24 protein-coding genes and 1 pseudogene are annotated in these 25398 nt (G+C 42.6%); 17 read left to right on the forward strand and 8 right to left on the reverse strand.

Translation table 11 applies throughout. From position 1 onward, the window contains the following. Positions 1-162 precede the first annotated feature (162 nt). Positions 163-765 (forward strand): GTP cyclohydrolase II, encoded by a 603-nt coding sequence (ribA, locus tag ACF8FD_RS00950; RefSeq protein ID WP_058870370.1) that lies wholly within the window; start codon positions 163-165, stop codon positions 763-765. Between the two features lie 60 nt (positions 766-825). Here ribA and hemN read toward each other — a convergent pair whose 3' ends face one another. Beyond that, positions 826-2190: an oxygen-independent coproporphyrinogen III oxidase gene (gene hemN, locus ACF8FD_RS00955; RefSeq protein ID WP_234305132.1), complete on the reverse strand. Its 1365-nt coding sequence runs from the start codon at positions 2188-2190 to the stop codon at positions 826-828. A gap of 266 nt (positions 2191-2456) precedes the next feature. Here hemN and hemF point away from each other — a divergent pair, with 266 nt between their 5' ends. The 3 genes from hemF to aroE all read left to right on the forward strand — a co-directional run bounded on the left by hemF (position 2457) and on the right by aroE (position 4782). Continuing rightward, positions 2457-3398 (forward strand): oxygen-dependent coproporphyrinogen oxidase, encoded by a 942-nt coding sequence (hemF, locus tag ACF8FD_RS00960; RefSeq protein ID WP_279678738.1) that lies wholly within the window; start codon positions 2457-2459, stop codon positions 3396-3398. Positions 3399-3686: 288 nt separating this feature from the next. Beyond that, positions 3687-3893, forward strand: coding sequence for a hypothetical protein (locus ACF8FD_RS00965; RefSeq protein ID WP_010327619.1), 207 nt, complete (start codon positions 3687-3689; stop codon positions 3891-3893). A gap of 100 nt (positions 3894-3993) precedes the next feature. Further along, positions 3994-4782 (forward strand): shikimate dehydrogenase, encoded by a 789-nt coding sequence (gene aroE / locus ACF8FD_RS00970; RefSeq protein WP_058870372.1) that lies wholly within the window; start codon positions 3994-3996, stop codon positions 4780-4782. Between the two features lie 43 nt (positions 4783-4825). On the opposite strand, the gene ACF8FD_RS00975 is transcribed toward aroE, so the two are convergent. Continuing rightward, positions 4826-7243, reverse strand: coding sequence for a hypothetical protein (locus ACF8FD_RS00975; RefSeq protein ID WP_279678736.1), 2418 nt, complete (start codon positions 7241-7243; stop codon positions 4826-4828). 231 nt (positions 7244-7474) lie between these two features. Here ACF8FD_RS00975 and ACF8FD_RS00980 point away from each other — a divergent pair, with 231 nt between their 5' ends. Continuing rightward, entirely contained in the window at positions 7475-9298 is a 1824-nt protein-coding gene (locus ACF8FD_RS00980; protein ID WP_010327622.1) for an acyl-CoA dehydrogenase C-terminal domain-containing protein, read from the forward strand. A gap of 165 nt (positions 9299-9463) precedes the next feature. Continuing rightward, positions 9464-9666 (forward strand): annotated as a pseudogene (locus ACF8FD_RS00985) (IS3 family transposase); the annotation flags it as partial. 203 nt (positions 9667-9869) lie between these two features. Here ACF8FD_RS00985 and hemW read toward each other — a convergent pair. Then, a complete protein-coding gene (gene hemW / locus ACF8FD_RS00990) occupies positions 9870-11024 on the reverse strand; it encodes a radical SAM family heme chaperone HemW (protein WP_279678735.1) in 1155 nt (384 codons plus the stop codon). A 124-nt stretch (positions 11025-11148) separates the two neighbouring features. Here hemW and ACF8FD_RS00995 point away from each other — a divergent pair, with 124 nt between their 5' ends. Both ACF8FD_RS00995 and ACF8FD_RS01000 read left to right on the forward strand, forming a co-directional pair. Further along, on the forward strand, positions 11149-11610 hold the full coding sequence (locus ACF8FD_RS00995) for a DMT family transporter (RefSeq protein WP_058870375.1): 462 nt from the start codon (positions 11149-11151) through the stop codon (positions 11608-11610). A gap of 101 nt (positions 11611-11711) precedes the next feature. After that, positions 11712-13013, forward strand: a complete 1302-nt coding sequence (locus ACF8FD_RS01000) for an MATE family efflux transporter (RefSeq protein ID WP_080632284.1) — start codon at positions 11712-11714, stop codon at positions 13011-13013. 55 nt (positions 13014-13068) lie between these two features. Here ACF8FD_RS01000 and ACF8FD_RS01005 read toward each other — a convergent pair whose 3' ends face one another. Continuing rightward, positions 13069-13278: a DUF1737 domain-containing protein gene (locus ACF8FD_RS01005; protein ID WP_004691402.1), complete on the reverse strand. Its 210-nt coding sequence runs from the start codon at positions 13276-13278 to the stop codon at positions 13069-13071. Between the two features lie 193 nt (positions 13279-13471). On the opposite strand from ACF8FD_RS01005, the gene ACF8FD_RS01010 reads away from it, so the two are divergent. Together ACF8FD_RS01010 and ACF8FD_RS01015 are read left to right on the forward strand one after the other, a co-directional pair. Continuing rightward, positions 13472-14770: an AarF/ABC1/UbiB kinase family protein gene (locus tag ACF8FD_RS01010; protein WP_279678734.1), complete on the forward strand. Its 1299-nt coding sequence runs from the start codon at positions 13472-13474 to the stop codon at positions 14768-14770. Between the two features lie 129 nt (positions 14771-14899). After that, positions 14900-15154, forward strand: a complete 255-nt coding sequence (locus ACF8FD_RS01015) for a type B 50S ribosomal protein L31 (RefSeq protein WP_279678733.1) — start codon at positions 14900-14902, stop codon at positions 15152-15154. 121 nt (positions 15155-15275) lie between these two features. On the opposite strand, the gene crcB is transcribed toward ACF8FD_RS01015, so the two are convergent. Beyond that, entirely contained in the window at positions 15276-15653 is a 378-nt protein-coding gene (crcB, locus tag ACF8FD_RS01020) for a fluoride efflux transporter CrcB (RefSeq protein WP_279678732.1), read from the reverse strand. 386 nt (positions 15654-16039) lie between these two features. On the opposite strand from crcB, the gene ACF8FD_RS01025 reads away from it, so the two are divergent. Further along, the gene (locus tag ACF8FD_RS01025) at positions 16040-16372 is read left to right on the forward strand and encodes a HopJ type III effector protein (RefSeq protein WP_279678731.1); all 333 of its coding nucleotides are present in this window, start codon (positions 16040-16042) and stop codon (positions 16370-16372) included. Positions 16373-16590: 218 nt separating this feature from the next. On the opposite strand, the gene ACF8FD_RS01030 is transcribed toward ACF8FD_RS01025, so the two are convergent. Further along, positions 16591-17151: a hypothetical protein gene (locus ACF8FD_RS01030; protein ID WP_279678730.1), complete on the reverse strand. Its 561-nt coding sequence runs from the start codon at positions 17149-17151 to the stop codon at positions 16591-16593. Between the two features lie 175 nt (positions 17152-17326). Between ACF8FD_RS01030 and ACF8FD_RS01035 the strand changes: the two genes are divergently transcribed. Further along, a complete protein-coding gene (locus ACF8FD_RS01035; protein ID WP_279678729.1) occupies positions 17327-17971 on the forward strand; it encodes a class I SAM-dependent methyltransferase in 645 nt (214 codons plus the stop codon). Between the two features lie 60 nt (positions 17972-18031). On the opposite strand, the gene ACF8FD_RS01040 is transcribed toward ACF8FD_RS01035, so the two are convergent. After that, the gene (locus tag ACF8FD_RS01040) at positions 18032-18505 is read right to left on the reverse strand and encodes a Holliday junction resolvase-like protein (RefSeq protein WP_238893333.1); all 474 of its coding nucleotides are present in this window, start codon (positions 18503-18505) and stop codon (positions 18032-18034) included. Between the two features lie 123 nt (positions 18506-18628). Between ACF8FD_RS01040 and ACF8FD_RS01045 the strand changes: the two genes are divergently transcribed. The 5 genes from ACF8FD_RS01045 to ACF8FD_RS01065 all read left to right on the forward strand — a co-directional run bounded on the left by ACF8FD_RS01045 (position 18629) and on the right by ACF8FD_RS01065 (position 24010). After that, positions 18629-19273: a ParA family protein gene (locus ACF8FD_RS01045; protein ID WP_279678728.1), complete on the forward strand. Its 645-nt coding sequence runs from the start codon at positions 18629-18631 to the stop codon at positions 19271-19273. Between the two features lie 137 nt (positions 19274-19410). Further along, on the forward strand, positions 19411-20532 hold the full coding sequence (locus ACF8FD_RS01050; RefSeq protein WP_279678748.1) for an AI-2E family transporter: 1122 nt from the start codon (positions 19411-19413) through the stop codon (positions 20530-20532). A gap of 145 nt (positions 20533-20677) precedes the next feature. Beyond that, positions 20678-21229 carry a superoxide dismutase family protein gene (gene sodC / locus ACF8FD_RS01055; protein WP_005401320.1) on the forward strand — a complete coding sequence of 184 codons (552 nt, stop codon included), beginning with the start codon at positions 20678-20680 and terminating at the stop codon, positions 21227-21229. 216 nt (positions 21230-21445) lie between these two features. Continuing rightward, complete coding sequence (gene yccS, locus ACF8FD_RS01060; RefSeq protein ID WP_279678727.1) at positions 21446-23596, forward strand: YccS family putative transporter; 2151 nt, start codon at positions 21446-21448, stop codon at positions 23594-23596. A 114-nt stretch (positions 23597-23710) separates the two neighbouring features. Next, positions 23711-24010 carry a DUF3817 domain-containing protein gene (locus ACF8FD_RS01065; protein ID WP_004977999.1) on the forward strand — a complete coding sequence of 100 codons (300 nt, stop codon included), beginning with the start codon at positions 23711-23713 and terminating at the stop codon, positions 24008-24010. 117 nt (positions 24011-24127) lie between these two features. On the opposite strand, the gene ACF8FD_RS01070 is transcribed toward ACF8FD_RS01065, so the two are convergent. Further along, complete coding sequence (locus ACF8FD_RS01070) at positions 24128-25357, reverse strand: MFS transporter (protein ID WP_078389983.1); 1230 nt, start codon at positions 25355-25357, stop codon at positions 24128-24130. Positions 25358-25398 lie beyond the last annotated feature (41 nt).

A 25398-nucleotide genomic window follows, 5' to 3' on the forward strand; every position in this document is an offset into this window, starting at 1 on the left:
GTGCAGGTGATTATCCTGAATAATCTTACTATTTATCAACTATTATCGTTCGCTTTATACAAAAAAGAAAATCTTCTGCATAAATTCATGGATGCAATTCTACCAATGTCGATGCATTACGCTATACTTTAGCCAATTTCTGAACTATTTACAGGTTTAGCTGTGCCTATTGAATTTGTTGCTACATCCCGTTTACCGACTGCTTTTGGTGAGTTTAACATCACCGTATTTCAAGATCCTAAGACCGGTGAAGAACATGTTGCACTCTCAAAAGGTTTGGATCAGCCAATCACAGAACCCGTTTTAGTCCGTGTTCATTCCGAATGTCTCACGGGCGATGCCTTTGCGTCACTGAAGTGTGACTGTGGCCCACAATTGCAAGCCACGCAAAAACTGATTAATGAAGCTGGGCAAGGCGTGATTCTGTATTTGCGCCAAGAAGGTCGTGGCATTGGACTGACCAATAAAATTCGTGCTTATGCGCTACAAGACCAAGGGCATGACACAGTCGATGCCAACCTAATGCTCAACCTCCCTGCCGATGCGCGCCGTTATGACATGGTCAGCATTATGTTGGATCATCTCAATATTCAACAAGTCCGTTTGATTACTAACAATCCATTGAAGATTGCAGCACTGCAAGAACAAGGGATCAATGTGGTGGATCGTGTGCCATTGACGGTCGGTTTAAATCCCTTCAATGAAGAATATTTAAAAACCAAACATGAACGCATGGCACATTTGTACAAAAAAGATGATTTTTAAAATTTGAAAACATACTCTAAGCCTGCTTGAAAAAGGCCGGCTTAGAGCACTTCAATCCCATTAGATGGTCATGGAGAAAATACGACTCTCGGGTCGTCGACGTTTTAAATGCAAATCAAATGCCATACAAATATTGCGCACAAAGGCTTTCCCCTGCTCAGTTACTCGTAAGCTCTGTGGCTTAATCTCTAACAAACCATCTTCCTGCATTTCTTCCAGTTGTCCCAAGACCTCAGCCAATTCAGGAAACTGCATATCTTGCTCTGCCCACGACGTCTGAAAGCTACACATCAAATTTAAAATGTGACGACGAATCATCAAATCTTCAGCACTCAAAATATGCCCACGATAGACAGGAAGTTCATTGTTTTCGAGTCGCGCATAATAATCTTCGAGTTTTTTTTCATTTTGCGCAAAGCTATACCAGCTGTCGCTGATGGATGAAATACCTAAACCTATCATCACTTGGGTTTTTGATGCGGTGTAGCCCATAAAATTGCGATGCAAAGTGCCTGCCTGAAATGATTGATACATCGCATCACTTTCTAAAGAAAAATGATCCATACCAATTTCATGATACCCCTGCGCAAGCAGCTTCTTTTTCCCTTCCTCATAACACTGGCGTTTTATTTCATCTTTCGGCACATCATGGTCTTTAAAACCACGTTGCCCATTGCCTTTGATCCATGGCACATGCGCATAACTATAAAATGCCAAACGGTCTGGACGTAAACGATTGGTTTGATCAATGGTGTTGAGCACATCATCTAGGTTTTGAAAAGGCAGACCAAAGACCAAATCATGTGAAATTGAGCTATAGCCTATTTCACGCGCCCACTGCGTCACTTGCTCGACATGTTCAAAAGGCTGTATCCGATGAATGGCTTTTTGTACGGTTTCATTATAATCCTGCACCCCATAACTGACACGGCGAAAGCCCAAGTCATACAAGGCTTGCAAATGCTCCCGTGTGGTATTGTTCGGATGCCCTTCAAAGCTAAACTCATACTGCTCGGCAATCTCTGCTTGCTCAAGGATGCCTTCAATTAACTGAGTTAAATGCGCTGGAGCAAAGAAAGTGGGCGTTCCTCCACCCAAATGAATTTCTTTAATGCGCGGTTTGTCTTCAAGCCATTCACAATAAAGAGACCATTCCTTTAAAACCGCCTGAATATAGGGCTGCTCCATCTCATGCTTTTTGGTCACGCGTTTGTGGCAGCCACAAAAAGTACAGAGACTTTCGCAAAAAGGCAGATGAATATACAGACTTATGCCTTCAGTCGAATTCGATTCAGCAAACGATGTTTTCAGCGTCTGTTTCCATTGCTCTAAAGAAAACTGCGCCTCTTCCCAATACGGCACCGTTGGATAACTGGTATAACGTGGACCAGGAACATTATATTTTTGAATCAATGAATCGCGCATATTTACCATCAGCTCTTCCGCACTCAGAAGATGCAGACTATTCTGCATCGCCAAACTCAGGTCTGTACTGTGGTTATTCTGCTGAGCTTAGAATCAGAATTCAACCTAGCGAATTGGTCAGGTTATTTTCGAATGGCAGCATTTCATTTTTGAATTGCTTCACAACATCGAATGCTGCAGTAGGACTCTTCGGAAAATATTCTTAATCTTTTTGCTGTTTTATGTTTTGATGTAGGCAGTTTTCATCTTTTCCCATGAGGCTTTTCATGCAGCACCCAACGTCTGCGGATATCCAACGTGTTCGCGAATTTCTCCTCGACTTACAAGCTCGTATTTGTGCCGCACTTGAACAACAAGAACGTGCAGGTGGCGGGACTGCGCAGTTTGAAATAGATGATTGGGAGCGTCCTGAAGGCGGTGGTGGTCGTTCACGCGTGCTGCAAAATGGCACAGTGATTGAAAAAGGCGGAGTGATGTTCTCACACATCAACATTTCTAAACTCCCCGCTTCAGCGACTGAGCGCCATCCGCAAATTGCAGGCGCCAAAGCACAGGCCATGGGTGTTTCTTTGGTGATCCATCCGAAAAACCCGAATGTTCCGACGTCACATGCCAATGTGCGCTTATTCGTGGCTGAAAAAGAAGGTCAAGATCCGATTTGGTGGTTTGGGGGGGGCTTCGATCTCACTCCATTTTATCCCAACGATGAAGATGTGCTGTCATGGCATCAGACAGCGCATGACTTATGTGCGCCCTTTGGCGCTGAAGTCTATGCCGAACATAAACAATGGTGTGATGACTACTTCTATTTAAAACACCGTGACGAACAACGTGGTGTCGGTGGATTATTCTTTGATGATCTCAATCAATGGGACTTTGAAACCTGTTTTCAATATATTCAAGCAGTCGGCAATGGCTACCTAGAAGCTATTCTTCCAATCTTCCAGCGTAACCAAGACAAGCCATTTAGCGAGGCGCAACGCGACTTTCAAATCTATCGTCGTGGTCGTTATGTCGAATATAACTTAGTTTATGACCGCGGCACGCTCTTTGGTTTACAAACAGGTGGGCGGATTGAGTCGATTTTAGTGAGCTTGCCGAATTTGGCGGGTTGGTCATATCGACCTGAATGGGAGGCCGATTCTGCTGAGAAAAAATTGACCGACTTTTACCTGAAACCCCAAGATTGGCTCAACCTGCTCAAATAGACACACAGTCTTACAATTCTATATCCCCCACGCATGCCCTTTTCACTAGATGAGGGCAGCTTATATATTAAATTTTATATATTTCCCGATCAATTCCTCGTAGAATGGCCACTACACAAAGCGTCATTTCTTTGCATTTATTAAAGCATTGTCACAGGTTTAAAACAGCAATTGGGTTCTTTTAAGTTCGCAAAAACCGTAAGCTAAATTAAGTCATTTTCAATGTATTCATTTTAATGACATCAACATTTAGTATCCTCCTTTGCTGTTCTCTCTGAGGTCCCAAACATGTTCGCAAAAAGAGTTAGCTCGACCACCATGGTTCTTTTCTGCTTTGCTATTGTGTTGCTAAGCTCGATCAGTACCACTATTTTTTCTGAAAGTGCGTTTAATGACAATGCATCCATCAGCATCACCGTATTTGCAGGTATCGGCTTAACCCTGACCGCAGCAAAATTATTGTTTGATGCGATTCACAGCATCTGTAACCCATAAGTCGCCTTTCTTTTTTCTGTTGATAAAAAACCACTGAACGCTTTAGCCTGTGTGTAATTTGCCGTATATTGAACGGCATTTCTCACATGGATTTGGTGCGATGAACAAACAATTCGCTGTCATTGGCAACCCGATTGAGCAGTCTCGCTCACCTGAACTTCACCATGCGTTTGCACAAAAAATGGGGCTCGACCTCAACTATAGTAAACGTCTTGCGCCACTCGATGGCTTCCTCGCCAACATCCAAGAATTCTTCTCACAGGGTGGCATGGGTCTTAATGTCACTGTGCCGTTTAAAGAACAAGCCTTTGCCGCCTGCGCAGTCCTCACTGAACGCGCTAAAATCGCAAAAGCAGTCAATACGCTGTGGATGGTCGATGGTCAATTACATGGTGACAACACCGATGGACAAGGCTTAGTCGATGCCATTCATGCGTTGGACTGGAACTTAGACCAGACAGATGTACTGATCATCGGTGCAGGTGGTGCAACTCGTGGCGTCATTTATCCACTGGTACAAGCAGGGGTGAAAAAAATTGTGATTGCCAATCGTACCCTTGCCCGTGCTGAGCAACTGGTTGCCGATTTGAAAACAGCTGTACCGCAAGCCGAATTACAAGCCATCGGCTTAGATGCACTCGAAGGTCAGTTTGACTTGGTGATTAACGCAACTTCTGCCAGCCTAAGTGGCGATGCCCTCATTCTGCCTGAAGCTTTGCACTTTCAACATGCTTATGAAATGGCCTATGGCAAACCCTCAACCTTTTTAGATCAAGCCAAAGCTCGCGGCGTACCCACCTCAGAAGGCTATGGCATGCTGGTTGGTCAGGCGATTGAATCTTTTTCGATTTGGAATGGCATCAAACCGAACCTGAAAGATTTTTTATAAGCACAAATAAAAAAGAACCTCCGCAGAGGTTCTTTTTTTCAGATTAGTTCATGTGTTTCTGTACGGCTTTATAGGTCTCGTAATAGGTCGAATCGCTAAAGAAGTCGTCATGTTCAAGTTTCAAACCTTGCAACGATTTTTCTGTCAATTGACCCTTTAAGTCATCTGCAAATGCTTTAGCAAAGACTTGTGCAGACTGAGCTAACTTTACAGTTTGCTCTGAATCTACGCTATACATGTCCTTAAATTCATCTTGGTAAACCTGTGCAAATACCGCTTGTTTGGTCTTGTATTTCTTCACCAAATTTTTCCAGTGCTGGTTTTCTTTTGCATCTTCCAACGCATCATCAACTATATTCGCTACAGATTTGCCCAGCGCATCAAAATCTTGCACCTGCTCTAAGGCATGTTTTTGACGTAGTTTCTGCAAACGTTTAAGTGCTGCACCCTTTGGTTCCTCAATATCGAGGAACTCATAAGCATAGACTTCTGAAATTTCATTGATGGTCGCTGAGCTATAGTAACGAATATACTCTGGACGTTGTGCGGCAAACATCAAAGCAAATACCGCTTGATACGCTTTAACTTCAGAATGCTGACGTGCATAGCTTTGCTGCGCTGCCTGCTGGTAATAATCTGAAATAGCCTTAGGTAATTCTGTTGTGCTTGATGATGCGCTCTCTACACTTGATGAATCTGCACCTAACGGGCCCAGCATGCCTTTCACTACATTTTCCAGCAGTGAACCTTTAGATACTTCCTCAATCGATTTGGCATTTCTTAAAGCTTGACGGTCAATGGCGGTCGCACTGCCATAATTAAACACCTGATTGGTGCTCTTAATTTGTAGCTTACCAATTTGCTCATCGCTAATCACAATGTTGTAATCCATGTTTTGCGCACGACCTTTTTGGTCCAGTCCAACATCCATCACAAACGGTGAACGCTCACTACCCAGCTGTGCCATGATTGGTGTAATTTCAGCCTGATGTTTTTGCCAAAGTTGTTTAAAGCTTTGTGCGTCTACCAGTTGCTCTGTTTGATACGCACTAAAGAGTGGTTTCAGCTCTTCCAAAACATTGGTCGCTGCTTGTCCAAAAGTCTCTTCATCTACAGATTCATTGGTTACTTTAGGTGCAAGTACATCAATATCTTGATAATCACGGCATGTGGTCACTTTACCAATAGGAATGTTCTTGCTGTTGATGAGCGCATCGCAAGCTTCTTCAGATAGCGTATTTGGTGCTGCAGAAGCAGACACTTCAGTTACTGTCTCATCAGCATCTTCTGTCGCGGCCTGCGCATAAGCCACATCTGCTGCTGCATCAACCGTAGCATCGGCAGCGGCATCTACAACAATCTCTTGTTCATCGCTCTGCCCATAACCACTCAGGTTCTGCATTTTTTGGTTTACCAAATGACTGACACGTTCGAGTGAATCATAGGCTGGATCTTCACTTGTGCTAGTCGCAGCACCCTCTGCTTCTTTCGCCGCCTGCATTGCATCTTCCGCTGCGTTTGGTGTTTTTGCAGCATCCTCAATCAGACTCTCAGCATCAAAAGCTTGAATTTGCTGGGTATAGTGTAGTTTATTGACGTGTTCAAATAAGCCCAATTGTACTTGAGCTGTTTCTAAGTCACCCATATAGCGAATTTTTTTGCTTAGCCCCGCTTCTTTTTCTGACTTGCTTAAATCAACACTATGCACCTGATTTGGCTCTGCCAAAGCATATGGCAGTGCATTCATCTGCTTTAAGTATTCAGCAAACTTTTTAAAATCAATATTACCGAATGCGTCTTTATGCTTAGAAAAGTCGATATAGGCAAAGCGATCCTGACTTTCACGATTCACCATAAACGGCATAAAGGCAAAGTAGTTGGTGTAAAATTTATAATCATTAAAATCAACCACCATCGGCAACTGTGCTTGCACTTGTAGGGTTGGTTTTTGATAACTTAACTGCAAAGTCAATGCTGCCAATTTTTGACGGAAATGCACAGAGCCCTGATAACTAAACTGTAAGTCATTGAGTAAATTTACCAAAGATTCTGCGATTTGAACCTTAGCAGAACGTGATTCTCCACTGCTATACAACGATGCATACGGATTTTGTTCACGCGCAAGTGCATCATATAAGGCTTGTTTTTCTTTGGTGGTAAAGGAAATCTTTTGATTTTTTAATAGTTGATCTAATTGTTTTTTCAGCTCTGGATCTAAATTCGTCCCATTTGAGTGGGCATTGGACTTGGAATTTGGCTTGGACTCATTAAAATTAAAGTCAGATTGAATAGAGAACTGACCTTTAAAATCATAGCTGGCATTTTCAAACATGGCATTAAGACCATGCGTGGCTTGTTGCCCGAGCTGCTGATCTGAAGAGGCATTGGATTTAATGACATGCTGAGTACACCCACTGATACTCAAACCCAATAAACAAAGTGTTATATATTTTAAGCGCATAATACTTGCTGAAAACCTGAGTTAATTATAGTTTATTAAAAAAGTACATGATCAAAAGACCACCGAGTCAGTGTAACAGAACTGTCTTTTTTGATTGATGATTTTATCTACCAATTCGCCTTTCTGACATTTTCTCAAGTCGGATCTATCAATGTATTTTGATACGATGTATGAATAATGAAATGATCGATTTAAATAATCCAATACTATTTCTAAATTAGGATTACACACATGCCTGCATATAAAGCTCCCTTACATGATATTCGCTTCTTAATGAATGAAGTGCTGGACTATCCTGCACATTATCAAACCCTATCGAATGGTGAAGCTGCCGACGCTGATACGGTAGATATGATCTTAGAAGGCGCAGCAGATTTTTGTGAAAATATTTTATCTCCTTTAAACCAATCGGGCGATGAAGAAGGTTGTACCTTCGACAATGGTGAAGTAAAAACACCAAAAGGCTTCAAAGAAGCTTACGACCAGTTTGTCCAAGGTGGCTGGCAAGGTTTGTCTTTCCCTGAAGAGTTTGGCGGTCAGAACCTGCCACAATCATTAAACCTAATTAAATCGGAAATGATGGGCACAGCAAACTGGTCTTTCCAAATGTACCCAGGTTTAAGCATCGGCTGTATGAACACCATTTTACAGTTTGGTACAGACGAACAGAAAAATCTGTATATGCCGAACTTAGTGGCAGGTACATGGTCTGGTACCATGTGTTTAACTGAACCTCAGTGTGGCACCGACTTAGGTCAAGTAAAGACCAAAGCAGAATTAAATGCCGATGGCACTTATAACATCTCAGGCACCAAAATCTTCATCTCTGCAGGTGAGCAAGATTTAACTGAAAACATCATTCACATCGTACTTGCTCGTCTTCCAGATGCACCTGCAGGTACCAAAGGAATTTCACTGTTCATTGTGCCTAAATTCTTGGTCAATGCGGACAGCAGCCTTGGTGAACGCAACCCTGTGACCTGTGGTTCAATTGAACATAAGATGGGGATTCGTGCTTCTGCAACCGCAGTGCTGAACTTTGACAATGCTATCGGTTACTTGATTGGTGAGCCAAACAAAGGCTTACATGCCATGTTTACCTTTATGAACACCGCACGTATCGGTACGGCAATTCAGGGTATTGCACATGCTGAGCTTTCTTTCCAAGGTGCACTTCCATATGCCAAAGAACGTATGTCGATGCGTGCACTTTCTGGCAAAAAAGACCCTGAAAAAGTGGCGGATGCCATTATTCATCACGCTGACGTTCGCCGTATGTTGCTAACACAAAAAGCGATTGCTGAAGGCGGTCGTTCAATGATTTATTATGCAGCGCAAATTGCCGACAAAATGGCCGATGCGCTTGAACGTGGCGATACTGCTGCATTTGAAGCACATGATGATCACTTAGGTTTCTATACTCCAATTTTAAAAGGCTTCTTAACTGAATTAGGCTTGGAAGCTGCAAACCACGGTATGCAAGTCTATGGCGGTCATGGCTACATTAAAGAATGGGGCATGGAGCAAATTGCACGTGACGCACGTATTGCGACACTATATGAAGGTACAACAGGTGTTCAAGCACTGGACTTGATTGGTCGTAAAGTACTTCTGACCTCTAAAGGTAAAGTAATTCGTGACTACACTGCTGAAATTCTGAAATTCTGTGGTCAACATGCTCGCAACAAATACATGCGCCGTTTTGCTTGGGACTTAACTAAGCTTTGCGCGCAATGGAATGCTTTAACTGTTCGTATCATGCTGGCGGCTCGTAAAGACCGTGACATCGTGTCATCTGCATCTGTCGATTTCTTGATGTTCTCGGGCTATGTAATGATGGCTTACTTCTGGGCTCAACAAGCGGCTGTAGCTTCTGCTAAATTGGCATCTGGTGAAGGTCAAGAAACACCTGAATTCTACAAAGCAAAAATTAAAGTTGCAGACTTCTATTTCGAACGTTTATTACCACGTACCCAAGGACATGCTGAAGCAATGGTCAATCCTTCAAAAACCATGACTTCTTTAGCACCTGAACACTTTAGCTTTGACTACTAACTAACAGTATTAGACCCATAAAAAGAGCGCCTAGGCGCTCTTTTTATTTCCTGTCTGACCTTAAAATTCAACTCCCCCTGTAATTTCCCCTTCGCTCCAATTTTCTGGCCTCATACTTAACCTGAGTTCGATCAGTAAGCGTGGCCTTGCGGAATATATTCCTCATTTGATAATGCACCGAGCGAAGGCTTCTGGGGCATACTCAAAATGAATGAGTTCATGATCATAGTTATAAAACGAGGGAACAAGCTTAAGCAGAGATTACAAAATATATAGAGTTATTTTATAATCAGCGAAAAATTCAAAAACGTTTGGATTTTAAGACACCAAATCAAATGGCAGAGGACTTTTGCAAGTTGGCTGCCTAAAATCTCCCAAGTGAAATTCTCCTGCTAATTCAGCACACATCACCCACTGGTGATGTTGAAATATATCGGCTTTGATGATGGTTATACTAATTGGAGTTCTTGGCTTGATCGAATGCCATTTAAGTAATCATGCAAGTTAAAAAATTGGCTTGAGATCTTCACTCAAACTCTGATGTTAATTCATACAATCATGGCTTTAAAACTTAGATAAACTCTTCCAACACTGAGTTTAAGAATACATGCCCTTGCTCGGTACAGGCTAAACGCGTGGCATCATCCACCATTAATTTTCGACTGCGTAGTGAGTCCAACGTTTCAGCCAAACTATCCAAATTCAAACCTGTACGCTGTGCATAATATTCAGCTGCAACCCCATCATTTAAACGCAAAGCATTCATCATAAATTCAAATGGAAGTTCGTCGGCTTCAATCCGCTTAAACTGCACATGTTCCGCAGGGACTTTAGCCAAATAGTCTTTGGGTAAACGAGTTTTCTGGAACCGATAGACCCCATCTGGCTGGGTAACTTTGGCATGTGCACCTGCCCCTATCGCTAAATAGTCGCCAAACTGCCAATAATTCAAATTATGCGCGGAAGGCTGCTCTTTACGCCATGCCGAAACTTCATAATTAATAAATCCCTGCGCTTTTAAATAAGCTTCACCTTGGGCTTGAATCTCTTCAAGCACATCGTCCACAGGTAAGATAGGCTTGGTTCTAAAGAACACGGTATTCGGTTCAATCGTGAGTTGATACCATGAAATATGGGTTGCACCATTGTCCACGGCAAGCTTCAAATCAAGTAGAGCTTGTTCTAAAGTCTGTTCAGGTAAACCATGCATCAGGTCGACATTAATGCGTTTAAAGCCTGTATCACGAGCTAAACCAATGGCTGAAATAGCATCACTATTGCTATGAATACGCCCCAATTTTTTTAAATGTCCCGTGTTAAAACTTTGCACCCCTATCGACAAGCGATTGATACCTGCTGCCAAATAATCGGCAAAAGGGTCATGTTCGACTGTGCCTGGATTGGCTTCTAAGGTAATTTCACAATCCGCCTCAAAAGGCAGTAATGCTTTTAACTGGGCAAATAACCATTGATACCCTTGTGCTGAAATCAAAGACGGCGTTCCGCCGCCAATAAACACACTATGAATATGACGCCCTTGAACAAATTCGAGTTGAGTTTTAAAGTCTTCCACCAAAGCATGTAAATATTCTTGCTCTAGATCTAAAGACAGTTTGCCATCTGGCACCTCATGCGAGTTGAAGTCGCAATAGGGACACTTACGCACACACCACGGCATGTGAATATATAAAGACAACGGAATATTTGCAGGATGTAAATCAGTCAAGGAAGAGACTCTAAAGCACAGCGGTAATCTTGCATATTTTAACATGACTGCATCAAGACACTTATGAAATCTGTGTATATTTGGATTAGACTGATAAAAAGACAAGAAGAATGAATGGTTTAAAATGATGAAAATATCGAGCCACTTGCTGTTTATGCTACCACTGGCCTTTGGTATTGGCATTGCTATGACTTTTCAAACGGCACTAAATACACAACTCAGAGAATATTTTTACTCTCCACTACAAGCCGCATTGTTATCCTTCTTCATTGGAACCTGCGTTTTAGCACTTTTGGTTGTAGTCCAGCCCGTCGACAAACCACAGTTACATGATTTTTCCAATATTCCATGGTACTTATGGCTCGGTGGTTGCTTAGGAGTTTATGCCATCAGTATAAGCATCTATACTGCGCCTAAATTAGGCTTTCTCACGTTTTCAGGTTTGGTTATTTTTGGACAAATCCTGACCTCCGTGATTTTTGACCACTATGGTCTACTTGGTACCGAAAAAACGCCTGTCAATTGGCAGCGTTTACTTGGTGGCGTCGTAATTTTTATTGGTGTGCTTCTCACTTTACAACGCTGAATTTATTTAGACCAAGCACATGATGAATATGAGTAATTTTTGTGTCGACTACAAATAAAATCACGTCCCATCGTTTCGAATTAAAAAAGTTATTGGTGTTAATGCTGCCCATCCTGATAACGCAGTTTTCTCAAGCGGGTCTCGGGTTAATTGATACCATCATGGCCGGGCATTTATCCCCTACTGATTTAGCCTCGATTGCCGTCGGTGTCGGTTTATGGATACCAGTAATGTTGCTGTTCAGCGGCATTATGATTGCGACAACACCGTTGGTGGCAGAAGCCAATGGTGCACGCACCCCTGAAAAAATCGCCACCATTGCCCGTCAGTCCCTTTGGGTGGCCTTTATTTTGGGGAGCATTGCGGGTTTAATTTTACAAAGCATGCCACTATTACTGCCACTCATGGGTGTACCTGCAAACTTACTGCCGAAAGCCAGCCTATTTTTACATGCCATTGGTTTTGGCATGCCTGCTGTGACTATGTATGCAGCACTGCGTGGATATTCTGAAGCACTTGGTCACCCACGTCCTGTGACCGTCATTAGCTTAGCGGCCTTGGTCCTTTTGGTTCCACTGAACTTTGTCTTTATGTATGGTTTCGGCCCGATTCCAGCACTCGGTTCAGCAGGCTGCGGATTTGCCACTGCGATTTTACAGTGGATCATGTTTTTCACCTTAGCCACTTATATTTTTAAAGCCTCGGCGTATCAAAAAACTCAAGTGTTTAGCACTTGGGAGAAGATGGATCGCTATTGGATCGAACGTATTTTAAAACTTGGTCTACCCATTGGCTTAGCTATTTTCTTCGAAGTCAGTATTTTTAGTACCGCTGCAATTATTCTCAGTCCATTGGGTGAAACCATTGTGGCGGCGCATCAAATTGCGATGTCGGTCACCTCTCAGTTGTTTATGATTCCGATGTCCCTTGCCATCGCCTTAACCATTCGTGTTGGGACTTACTATGGCGAAAAAAACTGGGAGGCTATGCGAAAGGTTCAAAAACTCGGACTGGCGACAGGTACAGTTTTGGCGCTGATGACCATGCTGCTGATTGCACTGTTTCGTCCTGAAATTGTGGCGATTTATACCTCGGATCATGAAGTATCAGAAGTTGCGATGTATTTACTGCTGTTCGCACTCGCCTACCAGCTGATGGATGCTTGGCAAATTAGTGCCGCAGGCTGTTTACGCGGCATGCAAGATACCAAAGGCCCGATGTGGATCACAATGGTCGCCTATTGGATCGTGGCTTTCCCAGTCAGTATCTATTTGGCACGCTACACCAACATAGGTGCAGCAGGTGTTTGGATTGGACTGATTGTCGGTTTAAGCGTGGCGTGTGCCCTGCTCTTGCTCAGACTTTATAACAACAATAAACGCCTCAGTCAGGACTATCCATAAGTCATGCATGGCACTGAATAGGAAGGAGGCCGTTTCTTCTCCTATTCCAGCTATTTTACTGCTGTGCCAAAGCGTCTTTCAGACCTTGTGGCACTTCACTTTCATCCTCAACGTCTTTAACCACAACCTGCCCCACGATCACCTCACTACCATTAAAGGTCATGGTAGGTGAACCATACAGACTATAGCCTTCATTCAGTGCTTTGGTGACGCGCGCACAAAAATGCACATCATCCTTGCCTGTAAAATAACGATAAACTTTCATTTATTTCATACTCAAAATTTTTTGCACAGTGTAACGCGATTTTTAAATGCAGAGACATCTTGTGTGCAATTCACTCAACTGACCACTATTATTTAAATAGAAACATCAGCTTAACAATTTAAAGTAGGCAGTTTTGCATTTGTCGCCTATGATCAAATCTGAGATGTAATGAAGATGCCCCGAGGAATATCGCATGGCAAATACGACTCGTACGCCCGGTCGTCGCTTTATGAAACTTGCCAGCATGACGGCAAGTATCGCAACCAAGACTGTGACCAATTCAATTAAAAACTTCAATGCCGATGAAGATAAAAAAAATGCGGCGCGCAGTCAGCTTTTTCAGGACATTGGACTTCAAATTGCAGACACCTTAGGTGAAATGAAAGGTGCCGTGATGAAAGTCGGGCAAATTGCATCTCAATACAAAGACATTTTCCCACCTGAAGTGGCACGTGCAATTAGTAAATTACAACGCCAAGCACCTGCGATGCCTTTTCAAGAGATCAAAGCTCAAGTTGAAAAAGAACTCGGCAAGCCGCTCAATCAAATTTTTACAGCCTTTGATGAACAACCCTTTGCCGCAGCCTCCATTGGCCAAGTGCATAAAGCTACTTTACCGAGTGGTGAGCAAGTTGTAGTTAAAGTTCAATATCCGGGTGTAGAAGAAGCCTGTGAAAGTGACTTAAAACAGGTCCGTTTAGCACTACGCTTGATGGGTGTCCTTAAAATTGACCGTAAGCTGCAAGATCAACTCTTTAAAGAAATTCAGGACAGTTTAGACAACGAGCTAAACTATCAAATAGAAGCGCAAAACTTAGAGGTCGCAAGAACCTTTCATCAAGCTTTAGACTCTAAAATTATTATTCCTCAAGTCTACAAAGACTATTCAAGCCGCCATATTTTAACCTTAAGCTTAGAGCACGGCGAAAGCATTGAAACTGCTAGTACATGGTCACAAGAGACGCGCAATGAACTGGGCCGTCGTTTATTTCGTGCCATTGGGCGTGAGATTTTCTTCTTAAAGCGCTTCCACTGTGACCCCCATCCGGGCAACTTTGCTTTCCGAGAAGATGGTAGCGTGATCGTATATGACTACGGCGGTGTAAAAACCCTATCGACTGAAATCGTGATGCATTTTAAGCAGCTGATTCAAGCGGCGCGCGACAGTGATATCTTGGCCATGGAACAGCAACTGACTGCTTTGCACTCTATGTCTGAGCAAGGCAAGTTCCCTGCCGAACTGTATGAAGCATGGTTAGAGGTGCTCATGCGTCCACTGACCACTTTGTATGACTTTGCTGAGAACTCAGCGCATCATGATGGTATTGAACTGGTCAAACCATCGCTAAAATACTGGGATGTATTTAAACCCTCACCCGATACACTCATGGTCAATCGCACAGTCTCAGGACATTATTGGAACCTGATTCATCTCAAAGTACACGACAACCTCAATGATCTATTTGAAGAGTTGGTCCCGCCTTCTGCCTAAATAAGAACTGCGGGCACGATAAAATCGCTACAACTCTATAAATCCAGTTACATAAAGTCACTGGGTTTATTTTGACTTCCTTATTGTTATATTATAACATTTCAAAATAATACATTTAAGGAGAAGTCTATGCGTGCCAATATTCATCCAGAGTATCGTGAAGTCCTGTTCCACGACACCAATGCCGACGCATTTTTCGTGATCGGCAGTACCTTACAAGGTCATCAAACTCGTGAGCATGAAGGCAAGACCTATCCTTACGTCAGTTTAGATATCTCAAGTGCTTCACATCCGTTTTATACCGGTGAACAACGTCAAACCAGTAATGAAGGGCGTGTTGCAAGCTTCAATAAACGTTTCGCGCGTTTCAAACGCTCACAATAATTTCATTTTTCTTTAAGCTATACGCGTTATAGTAAAGATATCAAGAAGCCTAAGACCTCCTCCAGCTTAGGCTTCTTTTTTATGCGTTCTTTTCTGGTTCTGATTTTGACCAGCGTTTTTCTTAATGTTTAAGCACACTATCTAACAGATAAAATCCGATCCCAAGCACGATGACGCCCACCACTAAACTTGACAATGCATAGCTCAACGCTAGGACAGTTTGTCCCTGTCTAAAAAGCTGAAAAGTTTCGAGACCAAAACTCGAAAATGTCGTGAAACCGCCCAATATGCCCACCATCAAAAATAAACGTGCTTCTTGTTGTAGTACTGGAAACTTCTGGCTAAATGCAAAGAAAACACCCGCAGCAAAACAACCGACGATGTTGATCCACCATGTCGGCCATGGAAAACTCATACTCGGTTTAAACAACCATAATCCTGCACCGTAGCGTAAACAGGCACCTATTCCGCCCCCCATTGCCACCAAGATCCAATTCATTGACCTATCCTATTCTTTACAAAATGCGGTATGGATAAGTCCAAAGTTATCCACAGTTCATCAACTATAACGCTATTAAACCTGAATCAATCCTCGCACTTCAATGTTTTTCAACATCGGTTGTTGATCCTTATATCTTCTTGTATCACTCTCAAAAGTGAACTTCAGCATTCAAACTCACACATGCTTTACATTGGATATTGAACTCAGGATCGCCAAATATCTTTACTTCACCCTAGTGCGCTCTATGACCAATACAACATAGATTCACAAAATCACTAGCACAGGTTCTTCATGCAAAACAAAAGGTTTTCTCTCAGGCAAAAACTCCCAAACATACAATTTTTGGGTATGATGTGGACATAAATTTAGTCGGGAATAGACGCATGGCACAAGTACTATTGGCTCAGCTTGCAGCGGGCGAAGCAACATTTTCAGATGTATTGGCTTTTATTGAAGCAGCCTATACACATACACCAACTGCATTTAAAAATGGTTTACAGCACAATGCAGCAACTGAAAACCAAGGTAGTGCAAAAGTGTTTTCGTTTGCACAACTTCAAGGTCTCGATCAAGCGCAAACTTTAAGCCTATTTGCAGAACACTATGCTTCTGTTTTAGCGACACCTGATGCAACAGATCATCAAAATATTCGTCAGTTCATGTTGAATGGATGGGATGGTATTGAATTTGATGGTACGGCATTAACTGCAAAATAAAGATAAAAAACCGCGTTCAAGCAACTTGAACGTGGTTTACTAACACTACAAGATTAATTTTATTATCAGATATTTATAAACACTATTAACATTGATACACCTATAAGCATCCACAGATTTGACAATTAGGTTTCACGTGGAGCAAGACTTCATATGGGTGTTAATCGCCTAGAAAATATTAAAACAGTACGATGAAGTAACTACGCGCTACTTCCAATTTACCCCTTTACCCGTTCGATCCATTGGATTGAGCTGACCCGAAATACTTCACACGCACCATCGCCCGTATCAGTCGGGGTTAAAGACGATGTCCAGACCATATCTTTGTCTTTAATTTCAACCAACTCACCTTTTAAACGAACCAAATCACCGCGTTTCACGTGTTTAATTTGTTTAGCAATTTCTGGGTTGGCTGGAATAATGTGCATATTTGACACCATTTGCATGGCTTGCTCGGCAGGTACAGGTAAACGATCGATTTTCCAGTTGAGATAACGGTCGTATTGATTCACGGTAATGTGTCGTGCAATTTCAGGTTCAGCAAACAAGCCCCAACTCACGGCGTAGTCAATCGGAGAGAATTTGGCTTGTGCATCATACGAATACATTTTAGAACCTAAAATTCGAAAATCACCTTTAAACGGTTTCAACACCGAAATCGATTGATCTTTAGAGGTCGGCGCTAAACCTTTGGCAATGTTGTAATCCACAGTGGCACTTGCACTGATGGGCAACAGCAAACTGCTGAGTAAACTGAGCAGGATAAATTTAGATTTCATTGCAAACCTCATTCCCATCGACCTAGGAAAATATGAACCAATTTCATCTTAGTCCAGTTTCCTGAAAAGAAGCTTATGAACTTAGTAACATTGTGAACGAATTATGCAGTCTACTTTTAGCCACAGCACTTTTCAGTTAGGCTAGAGCTGAAGAACAGAGCCCCAAAAAACAATCATGCTTTATAAATACTATCAACAACACATCTTTCCACATGTCCTGAATCAGGTCATGCAAGTACCCAGCTTAATGGACAAGCGCCGCGAACTGCTTTTGCCGATTCAGGGAGAGGTATTGGAAATTGGTTTTGGTACAGGACTGAATCTACCCTTTTATCAAAATGTCGATACTGTCTTTGCCCTTGAACCCAGTCCTGAAATTTATCATTTGGCTTTAGATCGGGTACAAGCAGCAGCATTTGAAGTGCATCATGTACAAGCCCGTGCGGAAAAGCTGCCTTTTGCTGACCAGAGCCTTGAGCACGTAGTCAGTACATGGACACTGTGTAGTATTGCTGAGTTAGAACAGGCTTTGGCGGAAATATTACGCGTGCTCAAACCGGGTGGCACCTTACATGTGGTGGAGCACGTATTAAATACAAAAAACCTTTATATTCAGCGCCTACAACACTTACTCACGCCTGTGCAAAAGCGTTTAGCCGATGGCTGCCATCTCAATCGAAATATTGAACAGGCCTTAAAAGCAGCAGGTTTTAATTTGATAGAACAACACTACTTTTATGCCGAAGGTATTCCGAAACTCGGACAACTGATGTTTTTTGCACGCGCTCAAAAGCCATACTCAAGTGACGGGCAATCATAGTCATGTAGAAAGTACCTGCTCTATATAAAGAAATGCCTTCATGGGTAGACATTATCAAGCTTATTCAATCGTATCAAAGTCGATGCGGACCGTTTCAAAACGAACTCGCCCAGCTTGAATCGCTTGTGCAATAGCAACTTGTCCTTTGGTTAACCTCGCCCCACCGCTTTTAATATCAATGAGAACAATTTCAATATCTTCTGCTCTTCCCTCACCATCACGCAGGTCGGTATAACCATCAAAGACCACATAGTCGACAGGATCACCCAAAAACTTGGCATCACTAGGTAAGTATTCAAACTGGGGCATAATCGGTGCCAGTTGCTCCGCCATTTTGCCTTTGAGCACTGCACGACTGGTATTGACACTGCGCTTTTGTGCATGGGTTAAAGCCTGCTGATGCTCTAGTTCTAATTCGGCAATGTAGCGCTCATATTCTGCTTTGATGCGTCCATTTCGGCTGTGACTTAAAATAAGGGTGGTCAAGACCACACCAATTGCTGCACCAATCAACATTGCCATCCATATGGACATGGTTCTTTCCTAATTTTGTGCTACAGGTAGCAAGATTTAAACTTACAACTTTGGTTTGGTGTCATATGCGACACACAAAAGAATGATATGCTAGGGGTGAGCAGAATAAAATCATTTAAGGTCATGAAAACGATATTAATCGCCAACCAAAAAGGTGGCTGTGGCAAAACGATAACCGCAATCAATTTAGCTTCGGCACTTGCACAAAAAGGTTATAAAGTGGCTTTGGCCGATGCCGATAATCAAAAATCTGCTCGTCAGTGGTTAAAACAGCGTCCAGAACAAGTGGCGCATATTCAAAGTCTAGATTGGCGCCATGAGAAATCGATAGGTGAAGTGCCTAAAAACATTGAATATTTAATTATCGATGCGCCGGGTGCGCTGTCTGGTGAGCATGCCGAACAGCTGGTCAGTGAAGCGCATGCGATTGTGACGCCACTGCAACCCTCGTTTTTTGATATTGACAGTACCCGTCGTTTTTTAAAGCATTTACAAGACATTAAACGCATTCGTAAAGGCAAAGTGCAAATTTTGCTTTTGGCCAATCGGGTCAAAGCCAACAGCGCCAGTGCCAAAGACATCCAAGATTTTTTTGCGAAAATTGAACAACAACCTGTAGCATGGATTTCAGAACGTACCGCGTATGGCCAATTGGCAATGCAGGGTTTAAGCATATTTGATAAAACACAAAAGAATTACCTCTCCATTCAAAGCCAATGGCAACCGCTGCTCAACGCCATTATCGATGACCCAAGTGCTTGGTTCTAAAATATTTTGCTATAGATAAAACGGGGTTATTCCCTATTTATAGTCGGTTATTCACGAGAACTTACCAAGGGTACGTTCTCGTGCGCATTTTTTTCAGTTAATATGACTTTGACCTTAGAGATATAGCAGTGAATACCGTGCAACGATACGCACCAGCCTTACAAAAAGTATTGTTATTTGGACTGATTTTTATTCTGTTCTATTTGAGCTTTCAAGTCCTGAAATACTTTATTGTACCTGTGCTTTGGGCTGCGATTATTGCCTACATCACATGGCCTTTATATCACTCAGTGCACAAACTCTGTGGACCACGTCCAACCTTAAGCGCCACCATCATGATCAGTATGGTGGTTTTAGTTGTCGGTATCCCGCTGACCTTTGCCATTTTTATGCTGCAGCATGAAGGCCGTAATCTGTTTTATGAACTACAAAGACAAGTGTTCTCAGGTCATTTAGATGTTCCGCAATTTATTCGGGATTTGCCGATTATTGGTAAAGAAGTCACTCGTACTTTAAAAGAAATCAACACCGATCCGAACAGTATTGTACAAAATGTCTCAGGCTGGTTTCAAAGCCATTTAAATTATGGTCGTTTGGTACTGAGTGAAATTAGTAAGAATATTTTTAAACTCTGTTTTGCGGTGATGTCGTTATTCTTCTTCTATCGTGACGGACAAACCATTTTAAATCAGGTCAGTAAAGCGCTGGAGATGGTGATTGGCCCACGTATCCACCACTATTTAGACACCATTTCAGAAACCACGCGTGCTGTGGTCTATGGGGTTGGTCTGACTGCAATTGCGCAAGCACTCTTGGCAGGCCTGAGCTATTTTGTTGCTGGTGTCCCAAACCCAATGGTACTGACCATTGTGACTTTTATCTTTGCACTCATTCCTTTTGGCCCTCCTGTGGCATATAGTGCCGTGTCTTTATGGTTATTCTCTCAAGGGCAGACTATTGAAGCGATTGGAGTGATGGTATGGGGGGTTTGCGTGGTCAGCACGGCAGACAATGTGATCCGCCCATTGGTGATCTCAGGTGCAACGCAAATTCCGTTCTTACTGATCATGTTTGGTGTATTGGGTGGTTTAGCCAGCTTTGGTATGGTCGGCTTATTTGTCGGCCCCGTGATTCTAGCAGTACTGTTAGCCATTTGGCGCGAATGGCTACATGAACAAGTCCATGAACCCCTAATGATGCCGAAAGCAACTTTGGCTTATGATCCACCTGAAGAGCCTTTAGATACGCCCAAAAAATAAGTTCTGTGAAATGACTTGAGCGCATGCTTTCAATGAAACCATGCGCTTTTTTATGTCAGATACAAAAACGCTGTACGGACAACATTGAACCGAAGCCTTGGCTTTGTTTGAATGGTTCTGAATTTTAAGGAAAAAAGGATCCAACATGTTGTCTTCTGCTTTCAAATTAAGTGCACTTGTGACTTTAATCGGTTTAGGGACTGTGGCATGTACCACTACACCCACTGAAACCAATACGATGGTCAAAGACGTCGATGTACACGCTGTTTCAACTGCAGGTGTAGGACAAAAAATTGGCACCATTCGTTTTATTGATAGCCCTGTTGGTTTAGCGATTCAAACCAATTTGACTCAACTTCCACCCGGCCCACACGGTTTTCATATCCATGAAAAAGGTTCGTGTGATGTGGCTGAAAAAGAAGGAAAACCTGTGGCTGCATTAGCGGCTGGGGGACACTTTAACCCAGAAAAAGCACCAAACCACGGCACACCACTGAATGGCCATATGGGTGATTTACCGATCTTGAATGTCGACTCGGCAGGTAATGCAAAAGTCAATTTACTCGCTCCTCGCTTAAGTTTAGCTGACGTTGAGGGCTTAGCGGTGATGGTACATGCAGGTGGTGATAACTATTCAGACACCCCTAAACCACTTGGCGGTGGCGGTGACCGTATCGCCTGTGGCGTGATTAAATAAGGCTATCGCCTTTGCACTGTGAATAAAACAGTGTTCTGACCTCGTATCTGTGGATAAGTTTCAACTTATACACACAATGCAGCGGAGCCATGCTCTGCTGCATTTTTATTGTCATAGGTGAATTTTTCATGCAATGGAGCACAGCATTAAATTGACAGTGCCCTGAAAAAAGTTCAGGCTAAAACCAAAATAAAACTAAGCCTAGACTATTACATCGTGAACAATTTTCGTCAGTGGTTTCAGTCCTTTCAGTCCAATGCAATTTTTATGTATTGCTTGCAAATTTTGATTGTGCTGAGTGGTACAACCTTAGGTTTATATTTCTTAGGACTGCAACAGCTCATCGTTCCGACCACATTAGGTGCAATTGCAACAGCCCTGACCGACTTCGACGATAGGCTCAGTATTCGTCTCAGAAACCTTGCCTATGTCTGTGTCTTGTTCTTTAGCGTCAGTAGCATTTTAGATTTTTTACATCCTTATAAATTCTTTTTCATCTTATATTTATCATTGTCTAGTGCTTGTTTTATTTTACTGGGGGCACTGGGGCAACGCTATGCAGCAATGAGCTTTGGCACCATTCTACTTTCCCTATACAGTATGTTTGGCCTAGGTGAATATTCGGTTTGGTACTTTCAACCCAGCTGTTTTGTCTTGGGAGCGTTGTGGTATGGCTGTACCGCCATTGTGTTTTATATTCTTAAACCCACCTTGGCTGTTCAGGACAACTTAGCCCGCTGTTTTAACCAAGTTGCCGATTTGCTCAACGCGAAAGCACGTCTATTCGACCCAGACAATCGAGACAATGTAGAAGCGCTGCTCTACGATTTATCCTTACAAAACAGTACTGTGGTGCAAAGTTTTAACCACACCAAAAGCTCACTACTGACACGACTAAAAGCATCTCGCGCCAACCAAAATACAATTTATTGGCTCAATCTCTACTTTCTCGTTCAAGACATTCATGAACAAGCCAGCTCTAATTATTTACACTATGAGCAGTTACATCAAAACTTTAGCCGTACTGATCTCATTTTTCGTATTCAAAAAAATATTCGGCTGCAAGCCCTTGCCTGTCAGGCTTTGGCACGGTGTATCTTAGCCAATCAAACCTATGTATCAGATCCAACGACTACTCAAGCGTTGCTGAATTTACACAGTTCCATGCAGGACTGGATTCGAGATCATCCACACAATATTGAAGTCAAAAATCTACAACTGATTTTAAATAATTTGGACAGTGTGCATGAACGTTTTCAGCACCTCAACGAACTACAATCGCGCCAAGAACAGCGTTATCAACAGCATATTGATAACCTCAACTTATATGATGATGATATTCATGATTGGCATGATCTGTGGCTCAAACTCAGTCAACATCTCACCCCCCAATCCGCACTGTTTCGACATGCGGTACGCATCGCCTTTGTCTTTACTGTCGGTTATGGCATCTCACTTCTGCCCTTTGCGCAACATGGCTATTGGATTTTGCTCACCAGTTTATTTGTTTGCCAAATGCGTTATTTTGCCACCAAAAGCCGCTTAAAAATGCGAACCTTGGGCACTATTTTGGGCGTTGTTTTAGGGATTCCGCTACTGTATTTCGTGCCGAGTATTGAAGGACAGCTACTACTGACTATTATTTTTGGCGTGTGCTTTTTCTATCTCAGTTCCAAGAAATATGCCATGGCGACCCTGATGGCAACACTCATGGTGCTGCTGATTTTTAATTTAAAAGGTGCAGGCTATGCCATTATTTTACCACGAATTATAGACACCCTCATTGGCTGTGCCATTGCTTGGTTCGCAGTGAGTTTTATTTGGCCCGATTGGGACTTCCGCAATATTTCCAACACCATAAAAAAAGCATCCGATGCAACCCTCAACTATTTCAATGCCATTTGTGAACAATATCAACACGGCAAAAATAATAGTCTCGCTTACCGCAGTGCGCGACGTACTGCGCATAATGCCCAAACTGAACTGGCGAACATGATCTCCAGTCTTAGTACTGAACCCAATCCAAACCCAGAACTGGTACATCATGCTTTTCGCTACTTGGTATATAGCCACAGTCAACTCAGTTATATTTCTGCTTTGGGAAGTCACCGAGAATTGGTGCAGGATACACAAGTGCTGGAACTCATGCTGTGGTGTCAAAATACGCTAAATCATGTACTGCTCCATCAGCAGGCATTAGCTGAACTCGACATCCAGCAAAAACTGGCAGAGATTAAACGCCTAAATGCGCAAGAAACCATGAGTCCGAATTTACACTTGGTCCTCAAACAAATCAGTCTACTACTGGAAACTCTGCCCGAATTGCTGAAGTTAAAAACTGAACTGCTGGCCCGAGACATTAAATAAAACGGACGATACAACGAAGATCTTTAAAAGCGTCATGATGTACGGGTGTATTGTGGTTCATTTTTATCTGGTTCTTGCGTACACTCGAGCTTCATTCTCATAGATTTTTTGACCATGAACATTCAGACATTACGTGTTGTAGGATTTTTAGAAGGGATTTCTTTTTTACTGTTGTTATTCGTTGCGATGCCAATGAAATACATCTTTGATAACCCGATCCTAGTCAAATACGTGGGTATGGGGCATGGCGTATTATTTATCTTGTTTCTCATCGTGCTGTTTGTGGTCTGTGAAAAGCAAAAATGGTCTTTGAAGATGTTTATTTTAGGTTTGATCGCTTCAATCTTACCTTTTGGGCCTTTTGTGTTTGATGCCAAAATTAAAAAATTGGAACCAGAGCAAGCTGAAGCCTAAGTTTAAAAAAACTGGCTTTAAAAAGGATTTTTTAAAGCAGTAATAAAAAAGCGCCCATTCAAATGAATGCGCGCTTTTTTTATAATGTGAACTTAGCTGAATTCAGCGAATAAAATCTTAGTAAACACCACTCTCAAGACGTTTTTGCATCACTTTTTTCACGGTCGCACGTGGAAAGCTAAACCACAACGCAATCAAAATGAGGCAGACCAAACTGTAGGCCCAAAGACCAAATGCCACATAAGCCATACGCACCAGTTCAATCACGAAGAAGAACGTAAACATCATCAGTACGGAAACAGCTGCGGCAACCGTCCCTTTGGACACTTCCGATGACATCAAAGCAAAGCGATATAACACAGAAAAACTGATACCTTCGCCGAAGCTCACCAAAGTCATCCCCACAATCAGTAACGGCAAGAAATAACTTTGGAAAATGGTGCCGAGCACCACCAACAGCGTACCAACGAACATCAAAGGCAAACCGAGTAACACGGTTTTACCCAGTGCCATTTTGTCGATGACTTTAATCAGTACTATGTTGCCCAGAATGAGACCGCCCAAGACGGGGAACTGTGCCAAGCCGTATTGCATACTGCTCAAGCCAAGTTCTTCCACCAGGATCACAGGTGACAGTGCGATCCACAACATCAAAGGCATCGCTACCATAGGCAAACCAAAGGTGAGCGCCAAAAAGGTCTTATTTTTATAGACCGTTTTATAGTCATCCCAAATATAGCGCAGCGGTTTTTTCGGATGACGCTGCTGTGTCGCAGGCATTTTGGCTTTTAAACCAAACCAACTTAAAAAAGCCAAAAAGGCGATGCCAATAAAGCCCCAATGCCATGACACATGGTCAATCATAAACGCCCCAACCACAGGACCAAGTAACGGTGCTAGCAAAGAAATATTGGCCATGAGTGCCATGACTTTAATGGCATCACGCTCTTCAAAACTTTCCTGTACTGCGGCATAACCCACCGCAGAAATCATCGATAGCCCCACACCTTGTAAAAAGCGGAGCGCCAAAAAAGACTCAATATTTTGAGTGAGTAAAATCGCGAGGCAGGTCAGCACGAAAAATGCCACACCTGCGAGCAACACTTTTTTACGACCTAAACGGTCTGAGAGTGGTCCAAGTAGCCACGCGACACAAGCACCGCCCAGTAAATAAAAGGACATAGACGACGGCGCCCACGCACTACTTACCCCAAAGTCTTGGGTAATCGCGAGCATGGCAGGCTGGACTAAATCGTTACCGATATAGACCGAAAATTCGAATAAAACCAATGCCAAAGGAAACATCAATGTGGCACGGCTTAACTTTAAAGTTTGTACGTTTTGCATTGTTATCTACATATAAAATGCGTACAAGCCTGAGCAAAGTC

This window comes from Acinetobacter sp. TYF_19 (assembly GCF_043105125.1).
Lineage (GTDB): Bacteria > Pseudomonadota > Gammaproteobacteria > Pseudomonadales > Moraxellaceae > Acinetobacter > Acinetobacter johnsonii.